The organism is Desulfovibrio sp. SGI.133, from assembly GCF_050313955.1.
Classification (GTDB): Bacteria; Desulfobacterota; Desulfovibrionia; order Desulfovibrionales; family Desulfovibrionaceae; genus Desulfovibrio.
Window position 1 is genome coordinate 1 of record NZ_JBNPMK010000008.1, and the last position, 24,866, is coordinate 24,866.

23 protein-coding genes are annotated in these 24,866 nt (G+C 64.9%); 13 read left to right on the top strand and 10 right to left on the bottom strand.

Going from position 1 to position 24,866, the window contains the following annotated elements:
- Nucleotides 1-288: 288 nt before the first annotated feature.
- The 7 genes from ACQRBR_RS09850 to ACQRBR_RS09880 all read right to left on the bottom strand — a co-directional run bounded on the left by ACQRBR_RS09850 (nt 289) and on the right by ACQRBR_RS09880 (nt 8,917).
- Nucleotides 289-1,764: an ATP-binding cassette domain-containing protein gene (locus ACQRBR_RS09850; RefSeq protein ID WP_427812886.1), complete on the bottom strand. Its 1,476-nt coding sequence runs from the start codon at nt 1,762-1,764 to the stop codon at nt 289-291.
- Nucleotides 1,765-2,180: 416 nt separating this feature from the next.
- On the bottom strand, nt 2,181-3,008 hold the full coding sequence (locus ACQRBR_RS09855) for a histidinol-phosphatase (protein WP_427812887.1): 828 nt from the start codon (nt 3,006-3,008) through the stop codon (nt 2,181-2,183).
- Between the two features lie 150 nt (nt 3,009-3,158).
- A complete protein-coding gene (gltA, locus tag ACQRBR_RS09860; protein WP_303881303.1) occupies nt 3,159-4,574 on the bottom strand; it encodes an NADPH-dependent glutamate synthase in 1,416 nt (471 codons plus the stop codon).
- On the bottom strand, nt 4,564-5,403 hold the full coding sequence (locus ACQRBR_RS09865; RefSeq protein WP_303881305.1) for a sulfide/dihydroorotate dehydrogenase-like FAD/NAD-binding protein: 840 nt from the start codon (nt 5,401-5,403) through the stop codon (nt 4,564-4,566). Before ACQRBR_RS09865 ends, gltA begins: the two co-directional genes overlap by 11 nt.
- A gap of 266 nt (nt 5,404-5,669) precedes the next feature.
- Nucleotides 5,670-6,422, bottom strand: a complete 753-nt coding sequence (gene cobM / locus ACQRBR_RS09870; RefSeq protein ID WP_303881307.1) for a precorrin-4 C(11)-methyltransferase — start codon at nt 6,420-6,422, stop codon at nt 5,670-5,672.
- Between the two features lie 121 nt (nt 6,423-6,543).
- Nucleotides 6,544-7,965 (bottom strand): precorrin-6y C5,15-methyltransferase (decarboxylating) subunit CbiE, encoded by a 1,422-nt coding sequence (gene cbiE, locus ACQRBR_RS09875; protein ID WP_427812888.1) that lies wholly within the window; start codon nt 7,963-7,965, stop codon nt 6,544-6,546.
- A gap of 103 nt (nt 7,966-8,068) precedes the next feature.
- Nucleotides 8,069-8,917: a hypothetical protein gene (locus ACQRBR_RS09880; RefSeq protein WP_303881312.1), complete on the bottom strand. Its 849-nt coding sequence runs from the start codon at nt 8,915-8,917 to the stop codon at nt 8,069-8,071.
- Nucleotides 8,918-9,191: 274 nt separating this feature from the next.
- On the opposite strand from ACQRBR_RS09880, the gene ACQRBR_RS09885 reads away from it, so the two are divergent.
- Together ACQRBR_RS09885 and ACQRBR_RS09890 are read left to right on the top strand one after the other, a co-directional pair.
- Nucleotides 9,192-10,187, top strand: a complete 996-nt coding sequence (locus tag ACQRBR_RS09885; RefSeq protein WP_303881314.1) for an OmpA family protein — start codon at nt 9,192-9,194, stop codon at nt 10,185-10,187.
- A gap of 72 nt (nt 10,188-10,259) precedes the next feature.
- Nucleotides 10,260-10,760, top strand: a complete 501-nt coding sequence (locus ACQRBR_RS09890) for a translation initiation factor 2 (protein WP_427812889.1) — start codon at nt 10,260-10,262, stop codon at nt 10,758-10,760.
- A 292-nt stretch (nt 10,761-11,052) separates the two neighbouring features.
- Here ACQRBR_RS09890 and ACQRBR_RS09895 read toward each other — a convergent pair whose 3' ends face one another.
- The 3 genes from ACQRBR_RS09895 to thrB form a co-directional block, all read right to left on the bottom strand.
- Entirely contained in the window at nt 11,053-12,165 is a 1,113-nt protein-coding gene (locus ACQRBR_RS09895) for an HlyD family secretion protein (RefSeq protein ID WP_303881318.1), read from the bottom strand.
- Nucleotides 12,166-12,181: 16 nt separating this feature from the next.
- Nucleotides 12,182-13,717 carry an MFS transporter gene (locus ACQRBR_RS09900; RefSeq protein ID WP_427812890.1) on the bottom strand — a complete coding sequence of 512 codons (1,536 nt, stop codon included), beginning with the start codon at nt 13,715-13,717 and terminating at the stop codon, nt 12,182-12,184.
- A gap of 241 nt (nt 13,718-13,958) precedes the next feature.
- Nucleotides 13,959-14,516 carry a homoserine kinase gene (gene thrB / locus ACQRBR_RS09905; RefSeq protein ID WP_303881324.1) on the bottom strand — a complete coding sequence of 186 codons (558 nt, stop codon included), beginning with the start codon at nt 14,514-14,516 and terminating at the stop codon, nt 13,959-13,961.
- 325 nt (nt 14,517-14,841) lie between these two features.
- Between thrB and rpmH the strand changes: the two genes are divergently transcribed.
- From rpmH to ACQRBR_RS09960, 11 genes are all read left to right on the top strand, one after another.
- Nucleotides 14,842-14,976 (top strand): 50S ribosomal protein L34, encoded by a 135-nt coding sequence (gene rpmH, locus ACQRBR_RS09910; protein WP_006007995.1) that lies wholly within the window; start codon nt 14,842-14,844, stop codon nt 14,974-14,976.
- 42 nt (nt 14,977-15,018) lie between these two features.
- The gene (rnpA, locus tag ACQRBR_RS09915; protein ID WP_168935642.1) at nt 15,019-15,414 is read left to right on the top strand and encodes a ribonuclease P protein component; all 396 of its coding nucleotides are present in this window, start codon (nt 15,019-15,021) and stop codon (nt 15,412-15,414) included.
- A gap of 2 nt (nt 15,415-15,416) precedes the next feature.
- A complete protein-coding gene (gene yidD / locus ACQRBR_RS09920; RefSeq protein WP_006007998.1) occupies nt 15,417-15,647 on the top strand; it encodes a membrane protein insertion efficiency factor YidD in 231 nt (76 codons plus the stop codon).
- A 27-nt stretch (nt 15,648-15,674) separates the two neighbouring features.
- Entirely contained in the window at nt 15,675-17,324 is a 1,650-nt protein-coding gene (gene yidC / locus ACQRBR_RS09925) for a membrane protein insertase YidC (protein WP_303881327.1), read from the top strand.
- 101 nt (nt 17,325-17,425) lie between these two features.
- Entirely contained in the window at nt 17,426-18,664 is a 1,239-nt protein-coding gene (locus ACQRBR_RS09930; protein ID WP_427812891.1) for a R3H domain-containing nucleic acid-binding protein, read from the top strand.
- Nucleotides 18,664-20,061, top strand: a complete 1,398-nt coding sequence (mnmE, locus tag ACQRBR_RS09935; RefSeq protein ID WP_300705971.1) for a tRNA uridine-5-carboxymethylaminomethyl(34) synthesis GTPase MnmE — start codon at nt 18,664-18,666, stop codon at nt 20,059-20,061. The genes ACQRBR_RS09930 and mnmE overlap by 1 nt, the downstream gene beginning before the upstream one ends.
- 76 nt (nt 20,062-20,137) lie before the next feature.
- A complete protein-coding gene (locus tag ACQRBR_RS09940) occupies nt 20,138-20,743 on the top strand; it encodes a 3'-5' exonuclease (RefSeq protein WP_427812892.1) in 606 nt (201 codons plus the stop codon).
- Entirely contained in the window at nt 20,740-21,933 is a 1,194-nt protein-coding gene (locus ACQRBR_RS09945; protein ID WP_303881331.1) for a GAK system CofD-like protein, read from the top strand. The genes ACQRBR_RS09940 and ACQRBR_RS09945 overlap by 4 nt, the downstream gene beginning before the upstream one ends.
- Nucleotides 21,933-22,973 (top strand): RNA pseudouridine synthase, encoded by a 1,041-nt coding sequence (locus ACQRBR_RS09950; protein ID WP_427812893.1) that lies wholly within the window; start codon nt 21,933-21,935, stop codon nt 22,971-22,973. Before ACQRBR_RS09945 ends, ACQRBR_RS09950 begins: the two co-directional genes overlap by 1 nt.
- A gap of 191 nt (nt 22,974-23,164) precedes the next feature.
- Nucleotides 23,165-23,794, top strand: a complete 630-nt coding sequence (locus ACQRBR_RS09955; protein WP_300705975.1) for a DUF47 domain-containing protein — start codon at nt 23,165-23,167, stop codon at nt 23,792-23,794.
- Complete coding sequence (locus tag ACQRBR_RS09960; RefSeq protein WP_006008020.1) at nt 23,787-24,791, top strand: inorganic phosphate transporter; 1,005 nt, start codon at nt 23,787-23,789, stop codon at nt 24,789-24,791. Before ACQRBR_RS09955 ends, ACQRBR_RS09960 begins: the two co-directional genes overlap by 8 nt.
- Nucleotides 24,792-24,866 lie beyond the last annotated feature (75 nt).

A 24,866-nucleotide genomic window follows, 5' to 3' on the forward strand; every position in this document is an offset into this window, starting at 1 on the left:
GAAAAGGGGCCTCCCTTCCCCCGGACGCCCATCCCTCTCCGAAAACTTTTGTTCCGGTCCCTGACGGGCAACGTGGTGCGGGAGGATGTGTCCGTGGCTTCTGTCTCCCGCTGACGCTGAAAAAACAATCCATATGTTTTTTGCGCTTGTCTGCTCTCCCGCCGCTGCCATGCAAAAAGCCCCGCACTGTGCGGGGCTTTTTTGTGGGCGGGTTTTGGGGAAGGAGGGGGTACGGGGAGGGAACCCCTTTTTGCCGCGAGCAAAAGGGGTTCCCTCCCCCGTGTGCCCCTATGCCAAAATCTCCAGACGGCCCTGATGCATGCGCGCCCGGCGGTTGATGCAGGACGGCGCGTCGCCCTCGAAGTGGGAGACGAAGACCAGCGAGATGCCGCGGGCGGCCAGCTGGTCCAGCAGATCCAGATACTGGCGGCGGGAGTCTTCGTCCAGGGCGGAGCAGGGTTCGTCCAGCAGCAGGATGTCCAGTTCGCCCATAAGGGCACGGGCCAGGAACAGGCGGCGCAGCTGGCCGGTGGAGAGCAGGCGGATGGAGCGTTCCGCCAGATGGCCCACGCCCAGTTCGCGCATGACGCGGCGGGCCTGCTCCTGTTCGGCCTTGCTGTAGTCGCGGTAGACGCCCACGGTGTTTTCCAGACCGGTACAGACCAGTTCCAGCGCCGTGATGCTGTAGCCGTAAAGGGCCTGGGAGAGGTCGGAGACCAGACGCACGCCCTTGCGGATCTCTTCCAGCAGCACGGTCTCGCCGCCGTGATGGGGCAGATGACGCACCAGCGTACCGCCCACGGCCACGAATTCGTCCCCGGCCAGCAGACGCAGGAAGGTTGACTTGCCCGAGCCGTTCTCGCCCTCGATGCGCCAGTGCTCGCCCTTGCGCAGTGTCCAGTCCACATCGTGCAAGATCTCCTGTCCGTCGATGAAGACCGTGGCATGGCGCACGTCCAGCAGCGGCGCGGAGGGTTCCGGGGCGGACGTCACGGCGCCGGCCAGGCTGATGTCCTCATATTCGCCTTCCTGCGGCGGCAGGGTGCTTCCCGGGGCCAGCAGACGGCCCTGATGGATGACGCGCGTCTTGCGGCACCAGTCCGGCACCTGTTCCGGGCGGTGACTGCTCATGATGACCGTGCAGTGTTCGCGCACGCTGTCCAGCACTTCATAGAAGCGGCGGCTGTGGTCGGCATCCAGACCGTCGCTGCATTCGTCCAGCAGGAGCAGGTCGGGCTGCCGGACCAGGGCCCGGCCCAGCAGGAGCAGGCGGAGCTGGCCCTGCGAGACTTCCGGCACCATCCTGTCCAGCAGGTCCAGGGCGCGCAGGCGCCGTGCCATGTCTTCCACCTGCGCATGACGCTGCTCGGAAGTGTTGGTGTAGAGCAGGGGGGTATCTTCAAAGGCCGTGAGCAGCAGTTCCCGGCCGGTGATGTACCAGCGCTGGCGCTGGTAGTTCTCCTGCTGGTCGGGCGAGACCAGGGCGCTGACGGCGCGGCCCGCGATGGGCGAGGTCTCCGCGCCTTCGCTGGTGTGCCAGACGATGCGGCCTTCCGCCGGCCAGAGCAGGCCGTGCATGAGGCGCATGAGCGTGGTCTTGCCGGCACCGTTGTGGCCCAGCAGCAAATGGTGCTCGCCGCGGCACAGATGCCAGTCGATGTGGTGCAGGATCATTTTCTGCCGGGCATCGCCGGGCAGGAACAGGCTCAGGTCTTCGATGTCCACCAGGGGACTGCCGGGAAGGAGGGGAGACTGGGTTTCCATGAGAGGCTCGTAAAACTGGCGGTGCGTATCCGTCCTGCGGACCGCTGAGAGATGGGAACTGTCCGAAGCCCGGACAGACTGAAAACATATGCACGCAAGCGGGCGGGGCCTGTCCCCATCGGGCTCAGGGAGCCTGGAGACGGACGGATCATCGACCTGGCAGGGGAACGGGCTTGCCAGGGGTGACCGGGGAATCCGGGCTGAAGGAAAGTCCGGACCCTCCCGCACGCCATTATTGGATAAAGCGCGCTGGGGAAGGGACAGAGCTGGAGGGAAGGGAAACTCCTTTCGTGCGGGCGGTAGCCGAAGGCGGCCCACAGAGCCGTGCCCTTTAGCGACGAAGCAGCGTTACGGGCATCGACAGCGGAGAGGGGCTCCCCTTCCCCCGGAAAAATATCCGGGCGCCGTGTCCCTTCCTACAGCGGCAGCACGTACTGTCGGCCCTGTTTGTACCAGACGCTCTGGGTGAAACCAAAGGCGCGGGCGTAGCTTTCCAGGCGGGGGAAGGCAAAGGCCACGTCGGTGGTGATGTGGGCGTCGGAGGCGAAGGTCACGGGCACGCGGAGCTCGGCGGCCAGCTGCATGATGGGCGCGCAGGGATAGATCTCGCGGCAGGGCTTGCGCAGCCCGGCGGACGAGATCTCCATGGCCATGCCCGCATCGCGCAGCTCGGTGAGGGCCGTGCGGATGAGGTCGAGGCTGCCGGGCTTGTTGAGCCAGATGTGGAAGCGGTCCACGGAGAAGATCTTGATGAGGTCGGGATGGGCCGCGATCTGGAACATGCCCGAGGCGATCATCTCGCGCCAGCTCTGGAAGTAGCGCACATAGTTCCGCTCGCACTCTTCCTGCGAAAGGATGTCCCAGTCCGAGGCCTGGTCGTCGAAGCCCCAGTGACCGATGAAATGCACGCTGCCCAGCAGATAGTCGAAATCATAGGCGGTGCAGGCCTGGCGGGCAAAGTCCGTCTGTCCTTCCAGCCAGTCCATCTCCATGCCGAACAGCACCTGGCAGGCATCGGGAGCGGCGTTGTCGCGCAGCTCGCAGACCTCGCGGGCATAGGTGGGCATGAAGCGGCTCAGCTGTTCGCGGTATTCGTTGGTATAGTCGAAGCCCAGCGGACGCGGGGAATGTTCGGTGAAGCCCAGCAGTTTGAGCCCGGCCGTGCAGGCGGCGGCGTACATCTCCTGGGGCGTGCTGGCGCCGTGGGAATAACGGGTATGGCTGTGGAGGTCGGCGGTGATCATGATGGTCTCCGGGAGCGCCCCGGCCTGTCAGGGACAGACGGGATGGCCGTGATGACGGCAGGTCGCGGACGCGCTGAGATGGGGGCAGGGCCCGAGGGAAAAAAACGGGGAGGGCGGACCCTCCCCGTGATGTGCTGACGCTATGGACGTTTAGCCGAGCAGACGGCGGCAGATCTCCTGACCGGCCCGGCGTCCGGCGCCCATGGCCAGGATGACCGTGGCCGCGCCGGTGACGATGTCGCCGCCGGCGAAGACGTTGGGCAGCGAGGTCTCGCCCGTGGCTTCATCCACCTTGATGTAGCCGCGTTCGGTCTTTTCCAGGCCTTCGGTGGCTTCCAGCAGGATGGGATTGGAACGGGTGCCCAGAGCCACGATGGCCAGGTCGGTGGCCAGTTCGTAGGTGGCGCCTTCCACGGGCACGGGGCGGCGACGGCCGGAGGCGTCGGGCTCGCCCAGTTCCATCTTCTGCAGGGTCACGGACGTGAGTTTCATTTCGGCATCCCCGTTGAACTTCACGGGGGAGGCCAGCATCTCGAACTTCACGCCTTCTTCCTCCGCATGTTCCACTTCCTCGCGGCGGGCGGGCATCTCGGCCTTGGTGCGGCGGTAGACGATATGCACGCTTTCCGCGCCCATGCGCAGGGCGGTGCGGGCGGCGTCCATGGCCACGTTACCGGCGCCGAATACGGTCACATGCTTGCCGAGGTAGGCGGGGGTGTCCTGTTCGGGGAAGGCATAGGCGCGGCCCAGGTTCACGCGGGTCAGGTATTCGTTGGCGGAGAAGACGCCCACCAGGTTTTCGCCGGGCACGCCCAGGAAGACCGGCAGACCGGCGCCCACGCCGATGAAGACCGCGTCATATTCCTTGCGCAGTTCGTCCACGGTGAAGGTGCGGCCGCCCACGCTGTTGAGGTGGAAGTCCACACCGGAACGGCGCAGGCCGTCCACTTCGGTGGCCACCACGTTCTTGGGCAGACGGAAAGAGGGGATGCCGTAGATGAGCACGCCGCCGGGCTCGTGCAGGGCTTCGAACACATCCACCTTGAGGCCGTTGGCGGCGCAGACGCCCGCACAGGTCAGGGAGGAAGGACCGGAGCCGATGCAGGCCACCTTCTTGCCCTTGACGGGCATGGCACAGGAATTGGTGCCGGTCACCTGTTCACAGGCGCTGGTGGCGATGTAGGTGTCGGCCACGAAGCGTTCCAGGCGGCCGATGGCGATGGGCTGGCCCTTGGCGTTGAGGATGCACTTGCCTTCGCACTGGTGTTCCTGCGGGCAGACGCGGCCACACACGGCAGGCAGGCTGTTGGTGGTCTTGATGATGCGGTAGGCGGCGTCGAAGTTGCCGCGGGCCACTTCACCGATGAAGTCGCGGATGGGCACTTCCACGGGGCAGCCCTTCATGCAGAGGGGCTTTTTGCACTGCAGGCAGCGGGAGGCTTCCTGCATGGCCATCTCTTTGGTGTAGCCGGTGGCCACTTCGTCGAAATTGTGAGCGCGCACGTCCGCGGGCTGGCAGGGCATGTCCACGCGCGGAGCAATGGTCTTTTTGGGCTTAGTTTCCATGGGTGCTCCTGTACTGGTCGATGGAGACCTTTTCCTGATCGCGGTAGGCGCCCAGACGGCGGCGCAGTTCGTCGAAGTCCACCTTGTGGCCGTCGAATTCGGGGCCGTCCACACAGGCGAACTTGGTCTTGCCGTCCACGGTCACGCGGCAGGCGCCGCACATGCCGATGCCGTCCACCATGATGGGGTTGAGGCTGACGGTGGTGTGCACGCCGTAGGGACGGGTGGTGTTGGCCACGGCGGCCATCATGGGCACGGGGCCCACGGCCACCACTTCAAAGACGTCCTTGTCGGATTCCAGGCGGTCACGGAGCAGGTCGGTGACCAGGCCCTTGTGACCGTAGCTGCCGTCGTCGGTGGAGATGAGCAGCTCGTCCACGAAGCTGGCCAGTTCCTTTTCGAACAGGAGCAGGTCCTTGTTGCGGGCGCCGATGATGCCCACGACCTTGTTGCCGATGCGCGAATGGCCCTTGGCGATGTGGTGCATGGCGGCAATGCCGGTACCGCCGCCCACACAGATGACGGTGCCCTTTTTCTCGATGTGGGTGGGCTTGCCCAGGGGGCCGCAAACGTCCAGGATCTCGTCGCCGGCCTTGAGGTCCTCAAGGATGGCCGTGCTCTTGCCCATGACCAGATAGACGATGGTGATGGTGCCCTTTTCGGGGTCCGTATCAGCGATGGTCAGGGGGATGCGCTCGCCCGTGGGGCTCATGCGCAGCATGACGAAATGACCGGGCCGGGCGTGGCTGGCAATGGCCGGCGCATGCAGCACCAGTTTGCTGGTCTTGCCCGGGATGAGGCTTTCTTTTTCCAGAATGGGGGTTGGCATGATGTTCCTGCACTCCTGCTGCGGGATAATGGAAAGTGCCAGCTTACCCAAGCTTTTTGCCGCTTGCAAGCATTGCGGTATGAAATGAGGAATTGTGAAAAGAGGGGCGTCCTGTGGGCGTGGGGCATGGGTACCCTCAACATATGCCACGCAGGCTGGGCAGGGACGCGGCCATAGCACGCTGCCGTGCCTGGCTGGTGACGGATGGGAAGGAAGACTGAGAGAGGAATGATCCGGGAAAGGCCAGGGCACTTTCCCGGATCGTGTCAATCGTGATCGGTATGCGGGCCGCAGGTACGCGGCGCCGGGGCGTCTTCTCCCTCGCCGGGCAGGACGAGGACCACGGTCTGGCGGGAGAGGCCGTTCTTTTCGATAGTCTCGGCCAGCAGGTCGAGGCGGGTGCGGATGAGCTGCTGATCGGGCCAGCCCAGGCGGAAGGCGCAGATGACGGGCGTGGCGGCGGGCAGGGATTGTTCCAGTTCTTCCTGCATGGCGCGGGCCTGCATGGCGGAAAGGTAGACGGCCAGCGTGGTGCCGTGCTTGGCCAGATGGCGCAGGGCCTCCTGCTCGGGCATGGGCGTGCGGCCGGGCATGCGGGTCATGATCAGGCTCTGGGTGGCGCCGGGCACGGTAAAGCTGCATCCGGCAGCGGCAGCGGCGGCGCTGGCGGCCGTGATGCCGGGCACCACCTGCCAGGGGATGCCGTCCCTGTCCAGCAGGGCCAGCTGTTCGCGCAGGGCGCTGTAGACGGCAGGGTCACCGGTATGCAGATGCACCACGGGCTGACCGGCGCGGGCGAACTGGAGCATGAGGGAATGGCATTCTTCCAGATCCAGCGGAGCGGCGTCGATGACACTGGCCCGGGGCGATGCCAGATCCAGCAGGGCGGGCGGGATCATGGAACCGGCGTAGAGCAGCAGGGCCGCCTCTTCGATAAGGCGCTTCCCCTTGAGGGTGAGCAGCTCCGGGTCACCGGGACCCGCGCCGACGAAACTGACCATGCCTGGCTGCTTTTCCATAGTCTCCTCCAGTAGGCGGGGCCTGTTATCGCCCCCCGCGTTCCTGTCATGTCATGCCGGGGGAACGGCGTCCAGAAGGAGGGCTGCCTCCTTCATAAATATATGCCCCCAATGTCCTTTTCTAGGCTTCGTCCTTCTCCTGTTCGGGCTTGTCCACAGCCAGCAGGAAAACAGGGTTGGCGGCGGCCAGGAAAATGTCCTGCCCCAGTGGCCGGGAGTGGGCGGACTGTATCTGCATCACCTCGGCGGGCCAGCCCAGGCCCTCGAAGAAGGCACGGCAGCGGGCCAGCGTGTCCAGCAAGATGCAGCTCACCACCAGCCGTCCGCCGGGCAGCAGGCGACGGCAGACCTGTTCCAGCAGGTTGTGGGCCCCGTCGCCGGAAAGACCGCCGCCGATGAAGACCCGGTGCGGGTCGGGCAGGCGCGGCAGGCACTGGGGTACCGTACCCAGACAGACGTCCACCGAGGCGGCCCCGAAGCGGCGGCGGTTCTCCTGGATGTCCAGCGCGCGGGAAGGGGTCCGCTCCACGGCCACCACGCGGCCTTCGTGGGCCAGGCAGGCCGCCTCCAGCGCCACGGAACCGGAGCCGGCGCCCAGATCCCAGACCGTATGCCGGGGCTCGGGCCGCAACAGGGCCAGGGCGGCGGCACGCACGGCGGGCTTGGTCAGCAGGCCGTCCTCGTGCCGCAGTTCGGCAGGCAGCAGGCCGGGATGCGGACGGCGCATCTCGCCCGCGGGCGTCAGCAAAACGGTACAGACAGTGCCGAAGCGGGCAACGGCGGCTTCGGCCAGCGTAAGATGATGTTCCTGTTCCTCGTCGCTCCCCATGTGTTCAAAAACATGCATGGCGAACCAGTCCACGCCCCTGTCCAGCAGGTGACGGGCCAGCAGGTCGGGCGTCATGCGGGCATCGGTGAGCAGGCTGATGGGCCGCTGCCGGTGCACGGCGGTGTGGAGGGGCGTCAGATCGTCGCGGCCGTGCAGGGAAAGGCAGATGACGTCATGCCAGGGCAGGCCCAGACGGGCGCAGGCCTGCTGCAGGGAGCTGACCCCGGGCAGGATGCGCACGGCTTCGGGGCCCAGCTGGCGCAGGAGCGTGGTACCGATGCCGTAGAACAGGGGGTCGCCGTCGGCCAGCACCACCACTTTTTTGCCGCCGGCACGCAGATGGCTGATGCGGGCCAGCACCGGTTCCAGCGGTGCGGTCAGGGGCAGCTGCCGGGCGGGGAGATCCTCGAAGGCCGCCAGCAGGCGACGGCCGCCGCACAGGACGTCAGCCTGCTCGATAAGGCGCAGGCGTGCGGGGGCGAGCCCCTCGCGCAGGGGCTGGGCGCAGTCCAGGCCCAGGATCAGGACGGGTTCGGCCGCCGTACCGGCAGGTTCGAAAACGAAGGCGGAGTGCAGCAGGCTCTCCTGCGGGGACCAGGTATCCGTATCGGGCACGGCCGGAGCGGCCGGGGACGGTGCCGGCGGGGTATCGGCCGGACGGGAAGGACGGGGAGCGGGCAGGCTGATGCCGGGGAGGAGGTTCTGCTGTTTCATGTATCTCTGGTTGAAAAGGAGCGGAGACAGGACGCGCGAAGCGCGCAAAAAAGGGCAGCCGCAACGACCGGACGCGAGCCCGGCGGGCGGCCGCCCTGAAAAATCAGGCCTGCGCGTCGGGCAGCCAGACGCGGCCGCGGGCCACGAGGTCCACAGGGCCGTCGATGAAGGCCTTGCCCTGGTCATCGTCGGGGATGTGGACATGCAGGGAGCTGCCGCCGGGCTGCATGATGTCCAAAGGTTTGCGGTTGCCCTTGGCGGCCAGCAGCAGGGCCAGGGCCAGGGCGCCGGAACCGCAGGCATTCTCGATGCAGGTGGTGTGGGCATCGCGCACGTGGACCACGGGCAGCATGTCCAGCAGGCCTGCGCGGCGGCCCCACCAGATGACGCCGCTGGCCACTTCGCCGGTCATGCCGTACTGGCGGCGCAGCATGCGCGAGGCGGCGATGCAGTCCTCGGGCTGCATGTGGACCTCGCCGTCCAGCAGCAGGTGGCAGATGCCGGGCAGGCGCACCAGATGGATGCCCTGTTCCGGGTGGGTGATGGGGCAGGGCGGCAGCTGCAGCTCGGCGCGCACTTGCCAGGAAGGGGACGTGCCGCGTACCTGGAGCCGGATGGGGGTCTGCCAGCCGGAGACCTGCACCTCATAGCGGTGCTCGTTGGTCAGTTTCTGGCGGGCGATGCCCTGGAGCGTGGCTTCGGGCGAGGCACTCTCGCGGAAGGCCAGCAGGGCGCCGAAGGCCCGGGTGGCATTGACGCAGAACTCACCGCCCGCCATGCGCAGACGGCGTTCCTCCACTGAGACGAAACCGGCCTGTTCCGCCCCCAGGCTGTCAGGACGCATGGCCTGCCGGGCCAGCTCCGCCTGCCGGGCCGCATCCAGGCCTGCGGCGGGGAAAAAGAGCGTCGTGTTGCCGCCGGGGCTCCATTTGGAAAAATCGAGTGCTGGCATAACCCATCCTTTTGTATCTATTCAGTATGCTACAGGCGGGCCCGACTGTCCAGCCACCGGGCATGCCCGGCAGGTGCCGGGTGACTGCCGGGCGACTCCGCTCCCTGCCGGGAGCTGCGGTACAGAGGACGCTGAAAGAAAGAACGCTTGCCCTTTGCTGCGAAACGCGCTAATTTTTAAAGGTGTCAATACCCTTTCCCATAAAGGAAAAAGGTAGCTGGCGCATATTGCCTGGCATGTTGCAGGCAAAACAATAACTTTTTTGGGAGGCATCATGAAATCTTTCCGCCTGCTGGCCCTTACCGCCGCGGTTCTTCTGAGCTTCGCCGTGGCTGCCGTGGCCGCTCCTGTCTGCAGCAAGAAGGTCAACAGCTTCGACTTCGTCGTGGACTACTCCGGCTCCATGATGATGAAGAATGACAAAATGAAGCAGGACAAGATCGAAGTGGCCAAGATCGCCCTGAAGCGCGTCAACGCCGCCATCCCCGCCCTGGACTTCAAGGGCGGCCTGCACACCATCGCTCCTAACGGCACCGTCATCGAACAGGGCCCCTGGAACCGCGCCGCCATGGATAGCGGTATCGACACCCTGCGCAGCGGCTTTGCCACCTTCGGCCGCATGACCAACATGGGCGACGGCCTGCAGACCTACGAGCCCTTCCTGAGCTCCATGGAACGCAGCGCTGCCCTGATCCTGGTGACCGACGGCGACAACAACCGCGGTATGGATCTGGTGGAAGTGGCCCGTCAGGTGTACGCCACCCAGCGTAACATGGTCATCCACGTGATCTCCCTGGCCGACACCCCGCAGGGCGAAGCCACCGTCAAGGCCATTGCCGGTATGAACCCCGCCTCCGTGCTGGTTCGCGCTGAAGACCTGGCCACCAGCGACGCCGAAGTGGAACGCTTCGTGCTGGCCGTGTTCTGCCAGGAAGAAACCGTGATCGTGCTGCGCGGCGTCAACTTCGCTTTTGACTCCTATGCCCTGGACAGCAAGGCCATGGGCATCCTGGACGAAGCCGCCGGCCTCATCAAGTCCAAGCCCAACACCAAGATCGTGCTGACCGGCTGGACCGACTCCCGCGGTACCGACGCCTACAACGCCAAGCTGTCCAAGAACCGCGCCGAAGCCGTTAAGGGCTACCTGGCCAAGCAGGGCGTGCCCGCCAGCCGCATGACCGCCATCGGCAAGGGCAAGTCCTTCAAGTACAGCAACGACAGCGAAGAAGGCCGTTACATGAACCGTCGTACGGAGATCTCCTTCGACTAAACGGCGCCCCTTTCCCCCTTTGAATGAAACCCGGCGGAAACGCCGGGTTTTTCCATTAAGGAGTGATAACAGATGAAAAAGATCCTGGCAGTCAGCCTGCTGACCAGCCTGCTGTGCGGCGGCTGCGCCCTGTTCGGCGGGGACGAGGGCTCCAGCCCGGCCACGGCCGCCCCTGCTGAAGAAAACGCCACCGAGACCGCCAAAGCCCCTGAAAAGGCTCCGGCCAAGGCGGCCCCCGTGTCCCAGTCCAAACTGGAAGCCGATCTGTACAAGACCGGTCAGAGCCTGGTGGGCCGTGCTTCCCGCACGGTGATGCCCTCCAAGGCCCACAAGGAAGTCCGCAAGGTGGGCAAGGAATACGTGGCCACCTATGTGGAAGTGGATACCGACAGCCTGACCACCGAAGTGCGCAAGGGCTCCCGTGGCTATGTGGGCTTCATCCGCTATTCCGAGCATGTCTATGAATGCCGTGGTGCCAGCAAGAGCGGTGCCCTTTCCGCTCCCTGCGAAAAGATCAAGACCCGCAATCTGAATGAAATGATCCGTTACGACGGCAAGAAGTGGCAGTACTAGTCTGCCGCATCCTGTCTGATGCCACAGCCCTCTTCCCTGCATGGGAAGGGGGCTTTTTTTCTGGGCTGTGGGCGCCCTGCGGCGGCAGGAGGCCGCTTTGGCGCGGGTACCTCGGGCAGCGGGAAGCGTCCGGGCCGTGGAGTTCCGGCAAAACTTGAGGGCAGGAAGTCTGGGGAAAGAGGCCGGGAGCACGCGCAGCCAGGCGTAAGGCGGTACCCGCGCCTGGAAGGGGAGGAGACCAGCCGTTTTTTGCCGATGCATTCTGCACTGCCCTCGGCAGCTGGTTCCCGGCTCAGGCTCCTGTCTGTCCGCTGCCGGTGTCGATGCGGGTGATGACCGACATACCGGAGCGGATCTCCGGCAGACGCTCCTGCCCGGGCTCGAAGGCGATGCGCACCGGGATGCGCTGGACGACCTTGGTGAAGTTGCCGGATGAGGTGTCCTTGGGCAGCAGGGAGAAGGTGGCCCCGGTGGCGGGCGAGATGCTCTCCACATGGCCCTTGAAGGTATGGCCGGGGAAGGTGTCGATGAGGATCTCCACAGGCTGGCCTACCCGGATGTTGCCGATCTGGGTCTCTTTGTAGTTGGCCACGATATAGGGGGGCATATCCAGCACCAGAGAGACGACCTGCATGCCTTCCCTGACCAGATCGCCCACCTGTACCTTGCGGGCACCGGTGTGTCCGTTGCCGGGGGCGGTGATGATGGTGTGCCCCAGGTCGATAAGGGCGCTCTGCAACTGGGCTTCCGCAGCCCGGAGGTCAGCCTCGCGCAGCTGCCTGTCCGCCTTTTGCAGTTCGAGCTTGCGCTCCTGTACCCGGACTTCGGCCAGGGCCTCGCGGTGGCTGTGCTGGGCCGTGCGCAGGTTGATCTCGGCCGAGTCCGCCTCACGCGTGGAGACGGCATTGCATTTGAAGAGCTTCTGCACGCGGGCATTCTCGCGGCTGGCCAGATCGAGGCGGGCCGCCGCGTTCTCCGCAGCTACGCGGGCCTGCCGTATGCAGGCTTCCTGCAAGCCTATCTCCAGATCAAGACGCTCCAGGTTTGCGGCGCTTTTGTCCCTGACGGCCCGGGCCTGATCCGTACGGGCCCGGTAGTCGGCGTCCTGCACGCGCAGGAGCACGTCCCCGGCCTTCACCTGTTGGAAATCGCCAAAGCCCACCTGGGCCACATAGCCGTTGACCTTGGCCTCCAGCACCACACGGTCAAGCTGGGTGTAGGCATTGTCCGTTTCCTGGATGCGCTTGCCGCTCTCCAGCCGGTTGAAGTTCAACAGGAAGAAGAGGATGACGAGCAGCAGCATGCCCAGGATGATCCACGGCGAGAGCCGGAAAAGGGCCAGCAGGCGGTCATACAGAGCCAGCTTCAGCAGTTCGTCGGCAAAACCGGGTTTGAGGCTGTTCATGACGGTCCCCGTGCGTTCAGTTTTCCGGCGTGCCCAGATCCACGGGGCTGACCGGCGTTGGTTTCATGGCCTTGACGAAGGCCAGCAGCAGCATGGTGCCCAAAGCGATACAGACACAGAGGGCAAAAACATCGTTGATCCCCAGGATGAAGGCATCGGTCTGCAACTGTTGCCTGAGCTGGTCCAGCGAGCCGCCGCTGTCCAGAAAACGGGCCACGGCCGGGGCGTCGCCGGTCAGGCGGCTGCCTGTCTGGCTGAAGTACAGATCCTCCCGCTGCCGGATGAGCAGCAGGAACAGGGCATTGCCCGCGATGGGCGTGGAGATGCGTGAGACCTGGATATAGGCCAGCAGGCCCACGGCGGTCTTGGCCGTGAAGCAGGCCATGCAGAAGGCCATCAGGGAAAGGAAGACCAGCGGATGCCCGATGGCGAACAGGATGGCCATGGGGAAAAAGTCGGCGGCCACCCAGTCCGCGGTGATGAAGGTGCCCTGATAGCAGGCCAGCCCCATGAGCAGGACGCCCGTGGCGCAGAGCAGGCGTGTGTCCGCCTTGAGCACCAGAAAGGCGCAGAAGGGCGTGGCCAGCAGTTGCAGCAGGGCCACCAGCAGCAGGGGCAGGCCGCTTTGCAGGGGCCGCAGATCGTGCACCGTGTCCAGGAACAGGGTGATAAGCAGAGAATTGGCAGACAGGATGAATATATAGATGATGACCATCCCTACGGACATGATGATGTTGAAGTCCGCGAACAGCCGGGGCGGGGCCCAGGGGCGTTCCACCAAGGCCTCGTTGGCGAGGAAGAGGAGAAAGCTGACGATACCACCGGCCAGGAACACCGTGATGATGCCGGAATCGAACCAGCCCAGGCGTTCGCCCTGATCCAGCCCGGCATAGATGAGGACGGCGCTCAGGCAATAGAAGGCCATGCCGGAATAGTCCGGCTTGTGCAGCAGTTCCTTGATGGGCGTATCCGGGGGCAGATGGCGCTGGAGCAGGACGAAGTAGACGAACATGATGAGCCCGGACTGCCAGTAGATCCATTGCCAGCCCATATATTCCAGATAAAAGGCTCCCAGCGAGACGCCGGAATTGATGCCCAGGGAGACACGGAAGGTAAAAAAGGCCAGCACCACCACCCACCACGGCGGCGGCAGATGCTTGAGCATGATCTGTATGGTGGCCGTCACGAAGGAACCGATGAGCAGCCCCATGAGGGCATGGGCCACGAGCAGGTTCTCGTAGCCGGAGATGAAGGGGATGCAGAAAGCGACGCAGACAAAGCCGAGGGAAAGCGGCAGGAGCAGACGCCGCAGGCCCAGTGCTGTCAGGAAAAAAGGCAGTATGGGCGCAAGAATGAGCTGTGATGCTGATGCAACAGTACTGATGACGGAGCCTTCATCATAAGATAATCCCCATATACCACGCAAATCAGGCAGTGATGAGATAAGAAGACGGCCGTGAAATGTCGTCATGGCTGCGGCAAGACAGATGGCAACAAGTATCCCTGCCTGACTTCCGCTCAGTGGAGGAAGGAGATATTTGCGTGTATCCATATCTTTACATGGGTTCAAAAGGCTTCCTGCAGATAAAAGTGCCTATTGACCGATGATACATCGGAAACATGCGTCCGGAAAAATGTCAAGCGGAAAGTGCTATCAGCCCGTGGCGGACGTTGGAGGCAGGTCGGGGCGCAATGCGCCATCCCGGTCATGGGAAAAGGGCATAAAAAAAGCCTCCGCCCGGAAAGGCGGAGGCCCGTCATGCGAGGATGGTCGCGGAAAGCGGCAAAGAGGATCAGGCCGTGGGCAGGCCGGGCAGGGGAGGCAGATGCTCGGCGATCCAGCGGGCACACTGCTGGGGCGTCTTCTGGCGGGCGTCACAGCGCAGAGTGGCGTAGTGGTTGTAGAGGGCCTCGCGCTCATAAAAAATGTCGGCCAGGGTCTGCCCCGGGGCGATGGCCAGGCCGCGGTCTGGGTTGCGGGCGATGCGCTCTTCGATGGTCTCCAGCGGTACGTCCAGAAAGACCACGGGCCCCAGCGTGGCCAGATGCGCCATGGCCTGCGGCCGGTAGACGGCGCTGCCGCCCGTGGCGATGACCGTGCGCTGGACGCGGATGGAGCCCAAAACAACGGCTTCCAGATCCAGAAAGGCTTCCTTGCTCAGGGCGTCGGTGACGGCCTGCAGGCGGTCGGCGTACAGGGCTTCCATAAGATAGTCGCTGTCCATGAAGGCCCAGCCCAGGGTCTGGGCAAGGGCCATGCCCACAGTGGATTTTCCCGCGCCGGCCATGCCGATGAGGACCACACAGGGGCAGGCGGGCGGCGGGGGCAGCAGATGTTCTGGCGTGGACATGCGGTCTCCTTGGTGATAATGGAAGAAAAATTGTGCCGTCGCAGGCACATCCTGTCAAGGCGCAAAAGGCCTTTACCGACAGGCAGGGAGCGGTCCCGCCGGCGTTTTTTTGTTCATTGTCCCGCCCGGGGATGGTGAACAAGCCTTGACGGCGGGCCTTATGCCGTGTATGTAACCCTTTCAAATTTACAGGCTGCAAGGCGTATTCCGTGCAGCGACAGTGCTGCGGGCACGGGCAAGCCTTCCCGCTTATGTCGCGCAAAACTCGCGCCGGGCCACTTGGCCTGCTGTCCGTCGCCGCAGCCACACGCAAGGAGCTAGAGCAATGAAGAGAACATACCAGCCCAGTAAAGTCAGAAGAGCCCGCACCCACGGTTTCCGCGCCCGCATGGCCACCCCCAGCGGCCGCGCCATCCTGCGCCGTCGTCGCGCCAAGGGTCGCAAGCATCTGAGCGCCTAGTCGATTGGGGGCTGCGCCCCGCGATCCCAGAAGCGAGCCATCATGGCCGAACGCCTTTTTCTGCCCCGCCAGAGCCGCATCCGCAAACAAGCGGAGTATTCCGCGTGCTACGAGCGGGGCAGGCGTTACCATACGGAGCATTTCCTTGTTTTTGTACGGCCCCGCGAAAACGGGGCCTGTACGCGTATGGGCATGGCTGTATCCCGCAAGGTGGGCAAAGCGGTCACGCGCAACCGGGTCAAACGTCTGCTGCGGGAATTCTTTCGCCTGCACCGGGCACTTTTGCCCGAACATCTGGATATCGTCGCTGTGGCCAAAAAGCACACCGGCGCGGCGGACCTGAGCCAGGACCGCGTCAACGCCCAGTTGCTGCCGCTGCTGCAGCGCCTGCCGGGCCTGCACCCGGCCAGGAACAACGGCGGCCGGAACAGGGACTAGCCATGCTGCGCCGTCTCTTTGTCCTGCCCATCCGCTTCTACCAGCTGTTCATCTCTCCGGTCCTGCCCCCTGCCTGTCGTTTTTACCCCACATGTTCCGCCTACGCCCTGGAAGCCATCATGACCCATGGCGTATTGCGCGGCGGCTGGCTGGCCTTGCGTCGTCTGGCCCGCTGCCACCCCTGGGGCGGCTCGGGATATGATCCCGTGCCCCCTGCGCGGCGTCACCCGTAGTCTCTGCTTCATGGAGTACCTCCCCGCATGCAAGACGGCAAAAATCTTATCATGGCAATTGTCCTGTGTCTGCTCGTGGTCGTCGGCTGGAGCTATCTGGCCGACTATATGGGTTGGGTGGTCAAACCCGATCCGGCCGAGATAGCCAAGATGGAGGCTGCCCAGGCCGAGCAGGCCCAGAAGGCCCAGGCTGAAGCCGAAGCCAAGCAGAAGGCCCAGGCCGAGCCCCTGCCTGCCTTCACTCCCGCCCCCGGCGTGGACGTGACGGTGGATGCCCCCCTGTACAAGGCCGTGCTGCATTCCGGCGGCGGTGTACTGCGCTCCTTCGAGCTCAAGAAGTACACCACCGGCCTGGACGAGGATTCTCCCCGTATCAATATGGTGGACCCCCAGACCGCCGCTGTGGCGCCTCTGGGTCTGGTCATCAACGGTCAGCCTTCGTGGAGCACCGGCAAGTGGGCCCTGGAGTCCGACAGCGGTGTGACCGTGTCTGAAGGCGGCAAGGGCGTCGTCCGCCTGGTGGGCGAAGTCGACAACCTGCGCGTGACCCGTGAACTGACCTTCAATTCCGACAATTACCTGATTTCCGAAAAGGTGAGCCTGGCCACCCTGGGCACCGACACCCGCAGCGTGCGCGTGCGCTACACCGTGGCCGCCGACACCAGCAATGCCGCCAACACCAACTACGACGCCATGCGCGTGGCCTGGGACAACGGCGGTTCGCTGGGCGAAGAAAACTCCACCGACAAGCTGACCAAGGAAGGCGTGGAAGCCAGCGGCAAGCTCTACTGGGCCGGTCCCATGAGCACCTACTTCCTGTCCGCCGTCATGCCTGGTGACGCCGATGAGGCCCGCATGGTGGGCCGCATGCAGGGCAGCGTCTACCGTGTGGCCCTGGAGCCCAAGGAAGTGGTGGTGGCCCCCGGTCAGGAGACCACCCTCGAAGTTTCCTACTGGATGGGTCCCAAGGAACGCAAAATGCTGGCCGCCGTGTCCGATCAGCTGGCCCTCAGCGTGGACCTGGGCATGTTCAGCATCATCGCCAAAGGCCTGCTGTGGCTGCTGGAATTCTTCCAGCAGTACACCCACAACTGGGGTCTTTCCATCATCATGCTGACCATCGTCATCAAGGCCGTGTTCTGGCCCCTGACGGCCAAGAGCTATTCTTCCATGGAAAAGATGAAGAAGCTCCAGCCCATGATGGCCAACATCCGCGAAAAGTATAAGGACGACAAGGAAGCCATGAACAAGGAAGTCATGGCCCTGTACAAGACCTACGGCGTCAACCCCGCCAGCGGCTGTGTGCCCATCCTGGTGCAGCTGCCCGTGTTCTTCGGTCTGTATCAGGCGCTGCTGACCTCCATCGAGCTGCGTCACGCGCCCTTCATCACCTATCTGCCCGGCACGGACCTGATCTGGCTGGCTGACCTGTCCTCCAAGGACCCCTATTACATCACGCCCATCATCATGGGCATCACCATGTTCCTGCAGCAGAAGATGAGCCCGCCGGCCACCGATCCCACGCAGCAGAAGATCATGATGTTCCTGCCCATCGTCTTCACCGCCCTGTTCCTGAGCTTCCCCTCCGGTCTGGTGGTGTACTGGCTGGTCAACAACATCCTGTCCATTGCCCAGCAGTGGCGGATGGGCCGCAGAAGCAAGCTGCTGGCCCAGTAGGGTCACGGCCCATGACCGCGTGAGCGGTCTTGCGACACGGAAAAGAGTCCATATGTGGTGGCAGCGGGGTCTCCCCGCTGCCGCCCCTTTTGGGAGAGTTTATGGACGGATTCAAAGAGTTTCAGGGTAAGAATCTGGATGCCGCCATTCAGGAGGCCTGCAGCTATTACAATGCCGCCCGCGAAAAGCTGGAAATTGAGATAGTTCAGGACGCCAAGAGCGGCATTTTTGGTATCGTGGGGGCCCGCAAGGCCAAGATCCGTGCGCGCCGTGCCGCTCTGCGCGAAGCCGTGGAAAGCGTCCTCGGCAAGAAGCGCTGCGATGTCCGGCTGGAACGGCCGTCCCTGGGCCGTGAGGACGCGCCCCGTCGCCCTGCCGAAAAGATGTCCCCTGCCGCCCGTGAGGAAAGCGTGACCGCACCGGCCGCGCCCGCCCCGGAAGAGGCGCGCAAGGAGGCCGCTCCTGCTGAAGAACGGCCCGCCCGCAAGGACGAGAAGGCTGAGAAGAGCGAAAAGACCGAACGGGCCGAAAAGCCCGCCCGGGCCGACAAGGCCGAACGGCAGGAAAAGCCCGCCGAGAACGCCCGTCAGCCCCGTGGTCGCGGTCGTGGCCGTGACCAGGCCCGTGCCGCCGCTCCGGCCGAAGCCCCGGCCGAGGAAGCCCCTGCCGAAAATGCGGCTCCTGAAGCCGGCAACCGTCGCGGCGAGGGCCGCCGTGCCCGTCCCCGTCCTTCCGTGCGCGGTGAGGGCGAAGGTCGCCGTCGCCAGCGTCCGCAGGCCCCGGCCGTGTCCGCGCCTGTCGAGAACACCGAAGACGTGCTGGACGAAGTGGAGGAGAGCCTGCCCTTCACACCTGTGGAGGAACTGGATCCCCAGCGTCTCGAAGCCCTGACCAAGGAAGCCGTGCGCCAGCTCGTCCGCCCCATCGTGGGCGAGGAAGTGACGCTGGAAGTGACCGTGGCCGACGGCCGTGTGCGCGTGGCCGTGGACTGTGAGGAAGATTCCGGCCTGCTCATCGGGCGCGAGGGCCAGACCCTGGCCTCCCTGCAGTATCTGGCTTCGCGCGTGGTCTCGCGCGGCATGAACGCCGCCGTGCGCGTGCAGCTGGATGCCGGACGCTACCGCCAGCGCCAGGATGAGAAACTGCGTGAGATGGCCCTTGCCCTGGCCGAGAAGGTGCGCCAGACCGGCCGCTCCTATTCCACCCGGCCGCTCAGCTCCTATCACCGTCGCATCGTGCATCTTTGCCTGCAGGATGCCGAGGAAGTGCAGACCCGCAGTTCCGGTGATGGTCCCATGAAGCGGGTCGTCATCATGCGTCGCCGTCCCGAGCGTTCCTGATGCCTACCATCGCCGCCATAGCCACGGCTCCCGGTGCGGGGGGTATCGGCATCGTCCGCATCTCCGGCCCGCAGTCCCGGGAGATCCTGTCCCGCATGTTCAGCCCCGCGTCGGCAAAGTTCTCGGGCTTCCGGCCCTGGGTGCTGCACCGCGGGCGTGCCCTGGACCATGAAGGCGCGCCGCTGGACGATGTGCTGGCCGTGTTCATGCCCGGCCCGCGCACCTTCACCGGGGAAGACGTGGCCGAGATCCATTGCCACGGCGGCCCCTTCATCGTGCAGGCCATCCTGGAGACGGCCCTGCGCCTGGGGGCACGGGCCGCGGAGCGGGGCGAGTTCTCGCGCCGGGCCTTCGTCAACGGCCGTATGGACCTGAGCCAGGCCGAGGCCGTGGCCGAACTCATCGCCGCGCCTTCGCGCGAGGCCCTGCGCTACAGCCTCAACCGTCTGGACGGCCTGCTGGGCCGCAAGGTCACGGCCCTGCGTCAGCGTCTGGAAGAGCTGCGCGTGCAGATGAGCCTGGCCGTGGACTTTCCCGACGAAGAGGTGGAATGCCTCGCTCCCGAAGCTTTCGCCGCCGTGGTGGAGGACGTGGCCGCCGCCGTGCGCGGCCTGCTGACCGGCCAGCGCCGTGCGCAGGTCATGCAGCAGGGCGCCGTGGTGGTACTGGCCGGTGCCGTCAATGCGGGCAAGTCCAGCCTGCTCAATGCTCTGCTGGGCCGCAACCGCGCTCTGGTCACGGACATCCCCGGCACCACGCGCGATTTCCTTGAGGAAAGTTGCCAGCTGGACGGCCTGCCCGTGCGCCTGACCGATACGGCGGGCCTGCGCGAGACCGACGAGAGCGTGGAAGAGATGGGCGTGGCCCTGAGCCGCCAGAAGGTGCGTCAGGCCGACGCCATCCTGCTGCTGGTGGACGGCGGCCGTCTGGGTCCTGCCGGGGCCGCTGCCGACATCTGTCCCGATGAGGCCGTGCGCGAAGTGCTGGAACAGGCCGGCGACATCCCCGTGCTGCTGGTCTGGAACAAGGTGGACCTGGCCGAGCCCGCCGTCTGGCCGCCTGTCTGGGGCCATGGCCGTCCCTGCGTGCGCATCAGCGCCAGCACCGGTCACAACGTGGATACCCTGGCCCGCCGTCTGCGGGCCCTGCTGTTGGACGACGGCAGCCATACGCCGCCCTCCGACGGGTTGGCCCCCAACGCGCGCCAGTCGCTGGTGCTGGAGCGTGCCCTGCACGAGCTGGACGCCCTGCTGGCGGACATCGCCGCAGGCAGTCCTTATGACTGCTGCTCCGTCCGTCTGGACGCCGCGGCGGCCCTGCTGGGCGAGGTCACCGGCCTGGACAGCCCGGAAGAGGTCTTGAATCGCGTCTTTTCAAGCTTTTGCATCGGCAAGTGATTTGTGTTATAAGGAGCAGGTATGCGCGTGCCGCAGGTACGCGGTACCTCCCTTAGGACACAAACCCCCGAACGGCATGAATCTGGAAAGTCTGCGTCGCCGCCTGAGCAGCGACGAAATCAACGCCCTGCCCCTGTGCCATTACGAAGGGCCCATCCATCTGGTGCGCAGTCTGGAAGACTGGGAAAAAGCCCTGCCGGATCTGCGGCAGGAACAGGTGCTGGGCTTCGATACCGAGACCCGTCCTTCCTTCCGCAAGGGCCGGGTCAACACCCCTTCCCTGGTGCAGCTGGCCACGGCCCGGGCCGTGTATCTGGTGCAGCTTTCCTGGTGGCCTTTCGGGCCCGAACTGGCGGGCCTGCTGGCCGACCCCGCGGTCATCAAGGCCGGGGTGGCCATCGGCGACGACATGCGCGAACTGGCCCGTCTGTATCCTTTCAAACCTGCGGGCATGGTGGATCTGGGCATGGTGGCCCGGGCCCATCAGTTAACCACGCAGGGCCTGCGCACCCTGGCCGCCAACCTGTTCGGGCAGCGCATCTCCAAGGGGCCCCAGTGTTCCAACTGGAGCGTCATGGAGCTGAGCAAGCGCCAGGTCATCTACGCCGCCACCGATGCCTGGATCGGCCGCGCCATCTACCTCAGGATGCGCGAACTGGGCATGACCGGAGAAGCGGCGTGAGCGTCCTCCTGCCCGCCCTTGGTCCCCGGCTGGTCTTCTTCACCGGCGGTACGGCCCTCAGAGGCCTGAGTCGCAGTCTTACCCGTTACACCCACAATTCCGTCCATCTGGTGACGCCCTTCGATTCGGGCGGCAGCTCCGCCGCCCTGCGCGAAGCTTTTGCCCTGCCCGCCGTGGGGGACATCCGCAATCGTCTGGCCGCCCTGGCAGACAGCATGATCCCGCAGAGCGTGCTGGACTTCTGGGAGATGCGCCTGCCCGCGGAAGGAGATTCCGAGGCCCTGCGTGCCCGTCTGCGCGCCATGGGCAGCGCCGGGCATCCCTGCTGGCGTCCCCTGCCGTCGGTCATGGCCGATGTGATGCGGGTGCATCTGGGCTATTTTCTGGAGCGCATGCCCGATGATTTCCGCCCCCAGAAAGCCAGCATGGGCAACCTGCTGCTTGCCGGGGGCTATCTGCATTTCCAGCGCAATTTCACGCCGGTGCTGAGCCTGTTCAGCCGTCTTTTGCAGGTGCGCGGCGTGGTCCTGCCCATCGTCAATGCCTGCCTGCATCTGGCTGCCGAGCTGGCCGACGGCTCCGTCCTGGTGGGACAGCACCACTTCTGCCGCCTGACCCAGCCGGTACGGCGCCTCTACCTCACGGTCCACGAACCGGGGCGCACCTCCACGGCCCTCACGCCCTGCCGTCCGCCCCTGTCGGCCACGGCGGCCACCTATCTGCAAAGCGCCGGGGCCATCTGCTATCCCATGGGCAGTTTTTACACCAGCGTGCTTTCCAATCTGCTGCCCGACGGCGTAGGCCGTGCCGTGGCCGCGGCGCGCTGCCCCAAGATCTACATCCCCAATTCCGGCAAGGATACCGAGGCCCAGGGGCTGACCCTCACCGCCCAGGTGGACATGCTGCTGCGCCATCTGCAGCAGGACGCGCCGCAGGCGGGCCCCGGCGACCTGCTGCATGCCGTGCTGCTGGACAGCCGTCACGGCCGCTATCCCGGCGGCATCGAATGGAAGGAACTGGAACGCCGCGGCATCGAGGTGGTGGATCGTGAGATGGTCTGCCCCGGCGACCCGCAACACCACGACCCCGAGCGGACGTCCGTGGCCCTGCTGGAACTGGTGGAAGAGTTGCGTGCCCGTGAGCGTGCCCCGGAAGTGGAGACGGCCGTGATCCCGGAAGAGGATGCCTGATGGACGCCCTGCACCAAGACTGTCATGTGGCCGATGCCGCTCTTGCCGGCCAGCGGCTGGACGCGGCCCTGGCTGTGGTACTGGAGGCCCTGGGCCAGCCCGTGCCCGGCCTGCGCGGCCGTCGGCGCCTGCTGGAAGAAGGGCGGGTGCGGGTCAACGGCCGTCAGGCTCCCGCGGCCTACCGTGTCCGCCAGGGCGACAGTATCAGCCTGTCTCCGGCTTTCCCGGAAGTTTCTCCTGATCCTTCTGCCGATGGGGACGCTCCCCGGGCCCTTTCCCGTCAGGGGCGCTGGCAGGCTTTTTTCAAACCCGCAGGCTGGCACAGCGTCAGCCTGGCCGGGGGCAGCGGCCGCAGCCTTGAGGCCGCCATCCCTTCGCTGTGGCCCGAGGGCGCCGTCCCTTCGGCCTGGACTCTGCTGCAACGCCTGGATGCCCGGACGTCGGGCATCGTCTGTGCCGCCGTGGCGGATGATGCGGACAGCCTGGCCGCCACGGTGCAGGACTTTCGTCAGGCCGAAGCCGGGGGGCGGTGCTGCAAGGGCTATCTGGCTTTGTTGTCCGGTTCCCTGGAGCAGGAAGCCTGCGTGCGCCGGTCCCTGGATATGGCGCAGCGCCGTGTGGTCCGTGTGCTGGACAGCGAAGCCGCTGACGCTGCCCGCTGGACCTGGTTCCGGCCCCTGTACCGCTGGCAGGGCGAGTCCTGCCGTGCTTTCGCCCGCGAACTGTGCCGACGCTTTTCTTTGTCCGTCCCCTCTTTGCCCGACAGTCTGACCCTGGCGGGCTGCACCATCCACCGAGGCGCCCGACACCAGATCCGGGCCCATGCTGCCGCTCTGGGCCATGCCTTGTGGCTGGATGGCCTGTATGCTTCCTCCCTGCCGCAGTCCTCAGAAGACGGGCAGGGATATTTTTTTCTGCACCACGGCGCCCTGCATCTGCCGGAGGCCCGCTGGCTGCTGTCGCCTGACTGGCTGCCGGAAGGGGAAATCGCAGCAGCAGGCCGGAAATGGCTTGAAAACGATTTCATGGACACCGTATAATCACTACAAAGATAATAAACAGGTATCATTATCTATTGTAACAAAAGGCGGTACCCGCCCGGGAACAGGTATGCCGGGCGTACACGATAAGGAATGAAGTCAGGGGATCCCGATAATACAGTCCCTTATGGCCGTCTGCCGCAGGGACAGGGAACCCCGTCCAGGGATCTTTCACATCAAGAGGAGGGCGCATGTTCGCATCCCTGCTTCCCAAATCCGCTCCGTTCTTTGAAATGCTGCTGGAGCAAAACAGCCATTTGCGCCACATGTCGCGACTGTTGCTCGACATGCTGGAGGACCTGTCCAAGATGGACGAGGCCCACAAGGAGATCGCCCTGATCGAGGAAGAGGCGGACAAGCTCCATGTGCGCATCATCCGCGACCTGTCGCAGACCTTCATCACGCCCATCGACCGTGAGGACATCCTGCGCATCAACCAGGAACAGGAAGAGGCTCTGGACGGCCTGCACACCCTGAGCACCCGTCTGCACATCTTCGAGTTCCCCACCATGCGCTTCCCCGCCGTGCAGCTGGTGCGCACCATCTGCTCCATGCTGGAGCTGACCGGCGAGATGCTGGACGGCCTGACCCGGCGTGAGGACTGCCACAAGACGCGCGCCTTCCGCTACCTGCGCGGCGAGTGCGACATGCTGCTGGCCGTGGGACTGGCCGAGCTCATGGACGACCAGCAGGAGATCACCCCCGCCCGGCTCATGAACATCATGAAGTGGAGCCAGGCTTACGACCGCATCAGCATGCTTCTGGAAAACGTCAATAATCTGGCTGAAACCATCGAAGAAGCGGTGCTGAAGAATGTTTGAGATCCCTCTCCTGCTCATTCTGATCGTCCTTGTCGCCCTGGTATTCGACTTTACCAACGGCGCGCACGACTGCGCCAATGCCATCGCCACCGTGGTCTCCACCAAGGTGGTGACGCCCCGCTTTGCCGTGGGCATGGCGGCCGCCCTCAACCTGGCCGGGGCCCTGCTGGGCACCGAGGTGGCCAAGACCCTCGGGGCGGGCCTTGTCCTGCCCGAAGTGGTCCAGGGCAGCCATATCCTCGTGCTGGCGGCCCTGCTGGGCGCCATCTTCTGGAACTGCCTCACCTGGTATTTCGGCATCCCCTCGTCGTCCTCCCATGCGCTCATCGGCGGCCTGGTGGGTGCCGCTTTGGCCCATGCCGGGCCCGAGGCCCTCAATTTCGCCGGCATCGTCAACAAGGTGCTGCTGCCGCTGGTGCTCTCGCCGTTGGCGGGCTTTGGGGTGGGTTTCCTCATCATGTGGCTCATCTACTGGATCTTCGCGCGGGTCATGCGCAGCAAGGTCAACCGCATCTTCCGCAAGATGCAGCTGGTGTCCGCGGCCTTCATGGCCACCAGTCACGGCCTCAATGACGCCCAGAAGACCATGGGTATCATCACCTTGGCCCTGTTCATCTTCGGCGAGATCGACGAAGTTGCCGTGCCCCTGTGGGTCAAGCTGGCCTGCGCCATGGCCATGGCCGCCGGTACGGCCATCGGCGGCTGGAAGATCGTCAAGACCATGGGCCACCGCATCTTCAAGCTGGAGCCCGTGCACGGCTTTGCCGCCGAGACCTCGGCCGCTCTGGTCATCTCCGGGGCATCCGTGCTGGGCGCTCCCGTGAGCACCACGCACACCATCTCGGCCTGCATCTTCGGTGTGGGTTCCACCAAGCGCCTTTCCGCCGTGCGCTGGACCGTGGCCGGACAGCTGGTCACGGCCTGGGTGCTGACCCTGCCCGCTGCGGCCACCGTGGGCTTTTGTTCCTACTGGTTGCTGCACCTGATCTGGAACTAAACGGATACCGCCTTGCGGGCCTGTTGTTGAAAAGCCCCGTGCTGTCGTCATGACGGCGCGGGGCTTTGGTCGTTT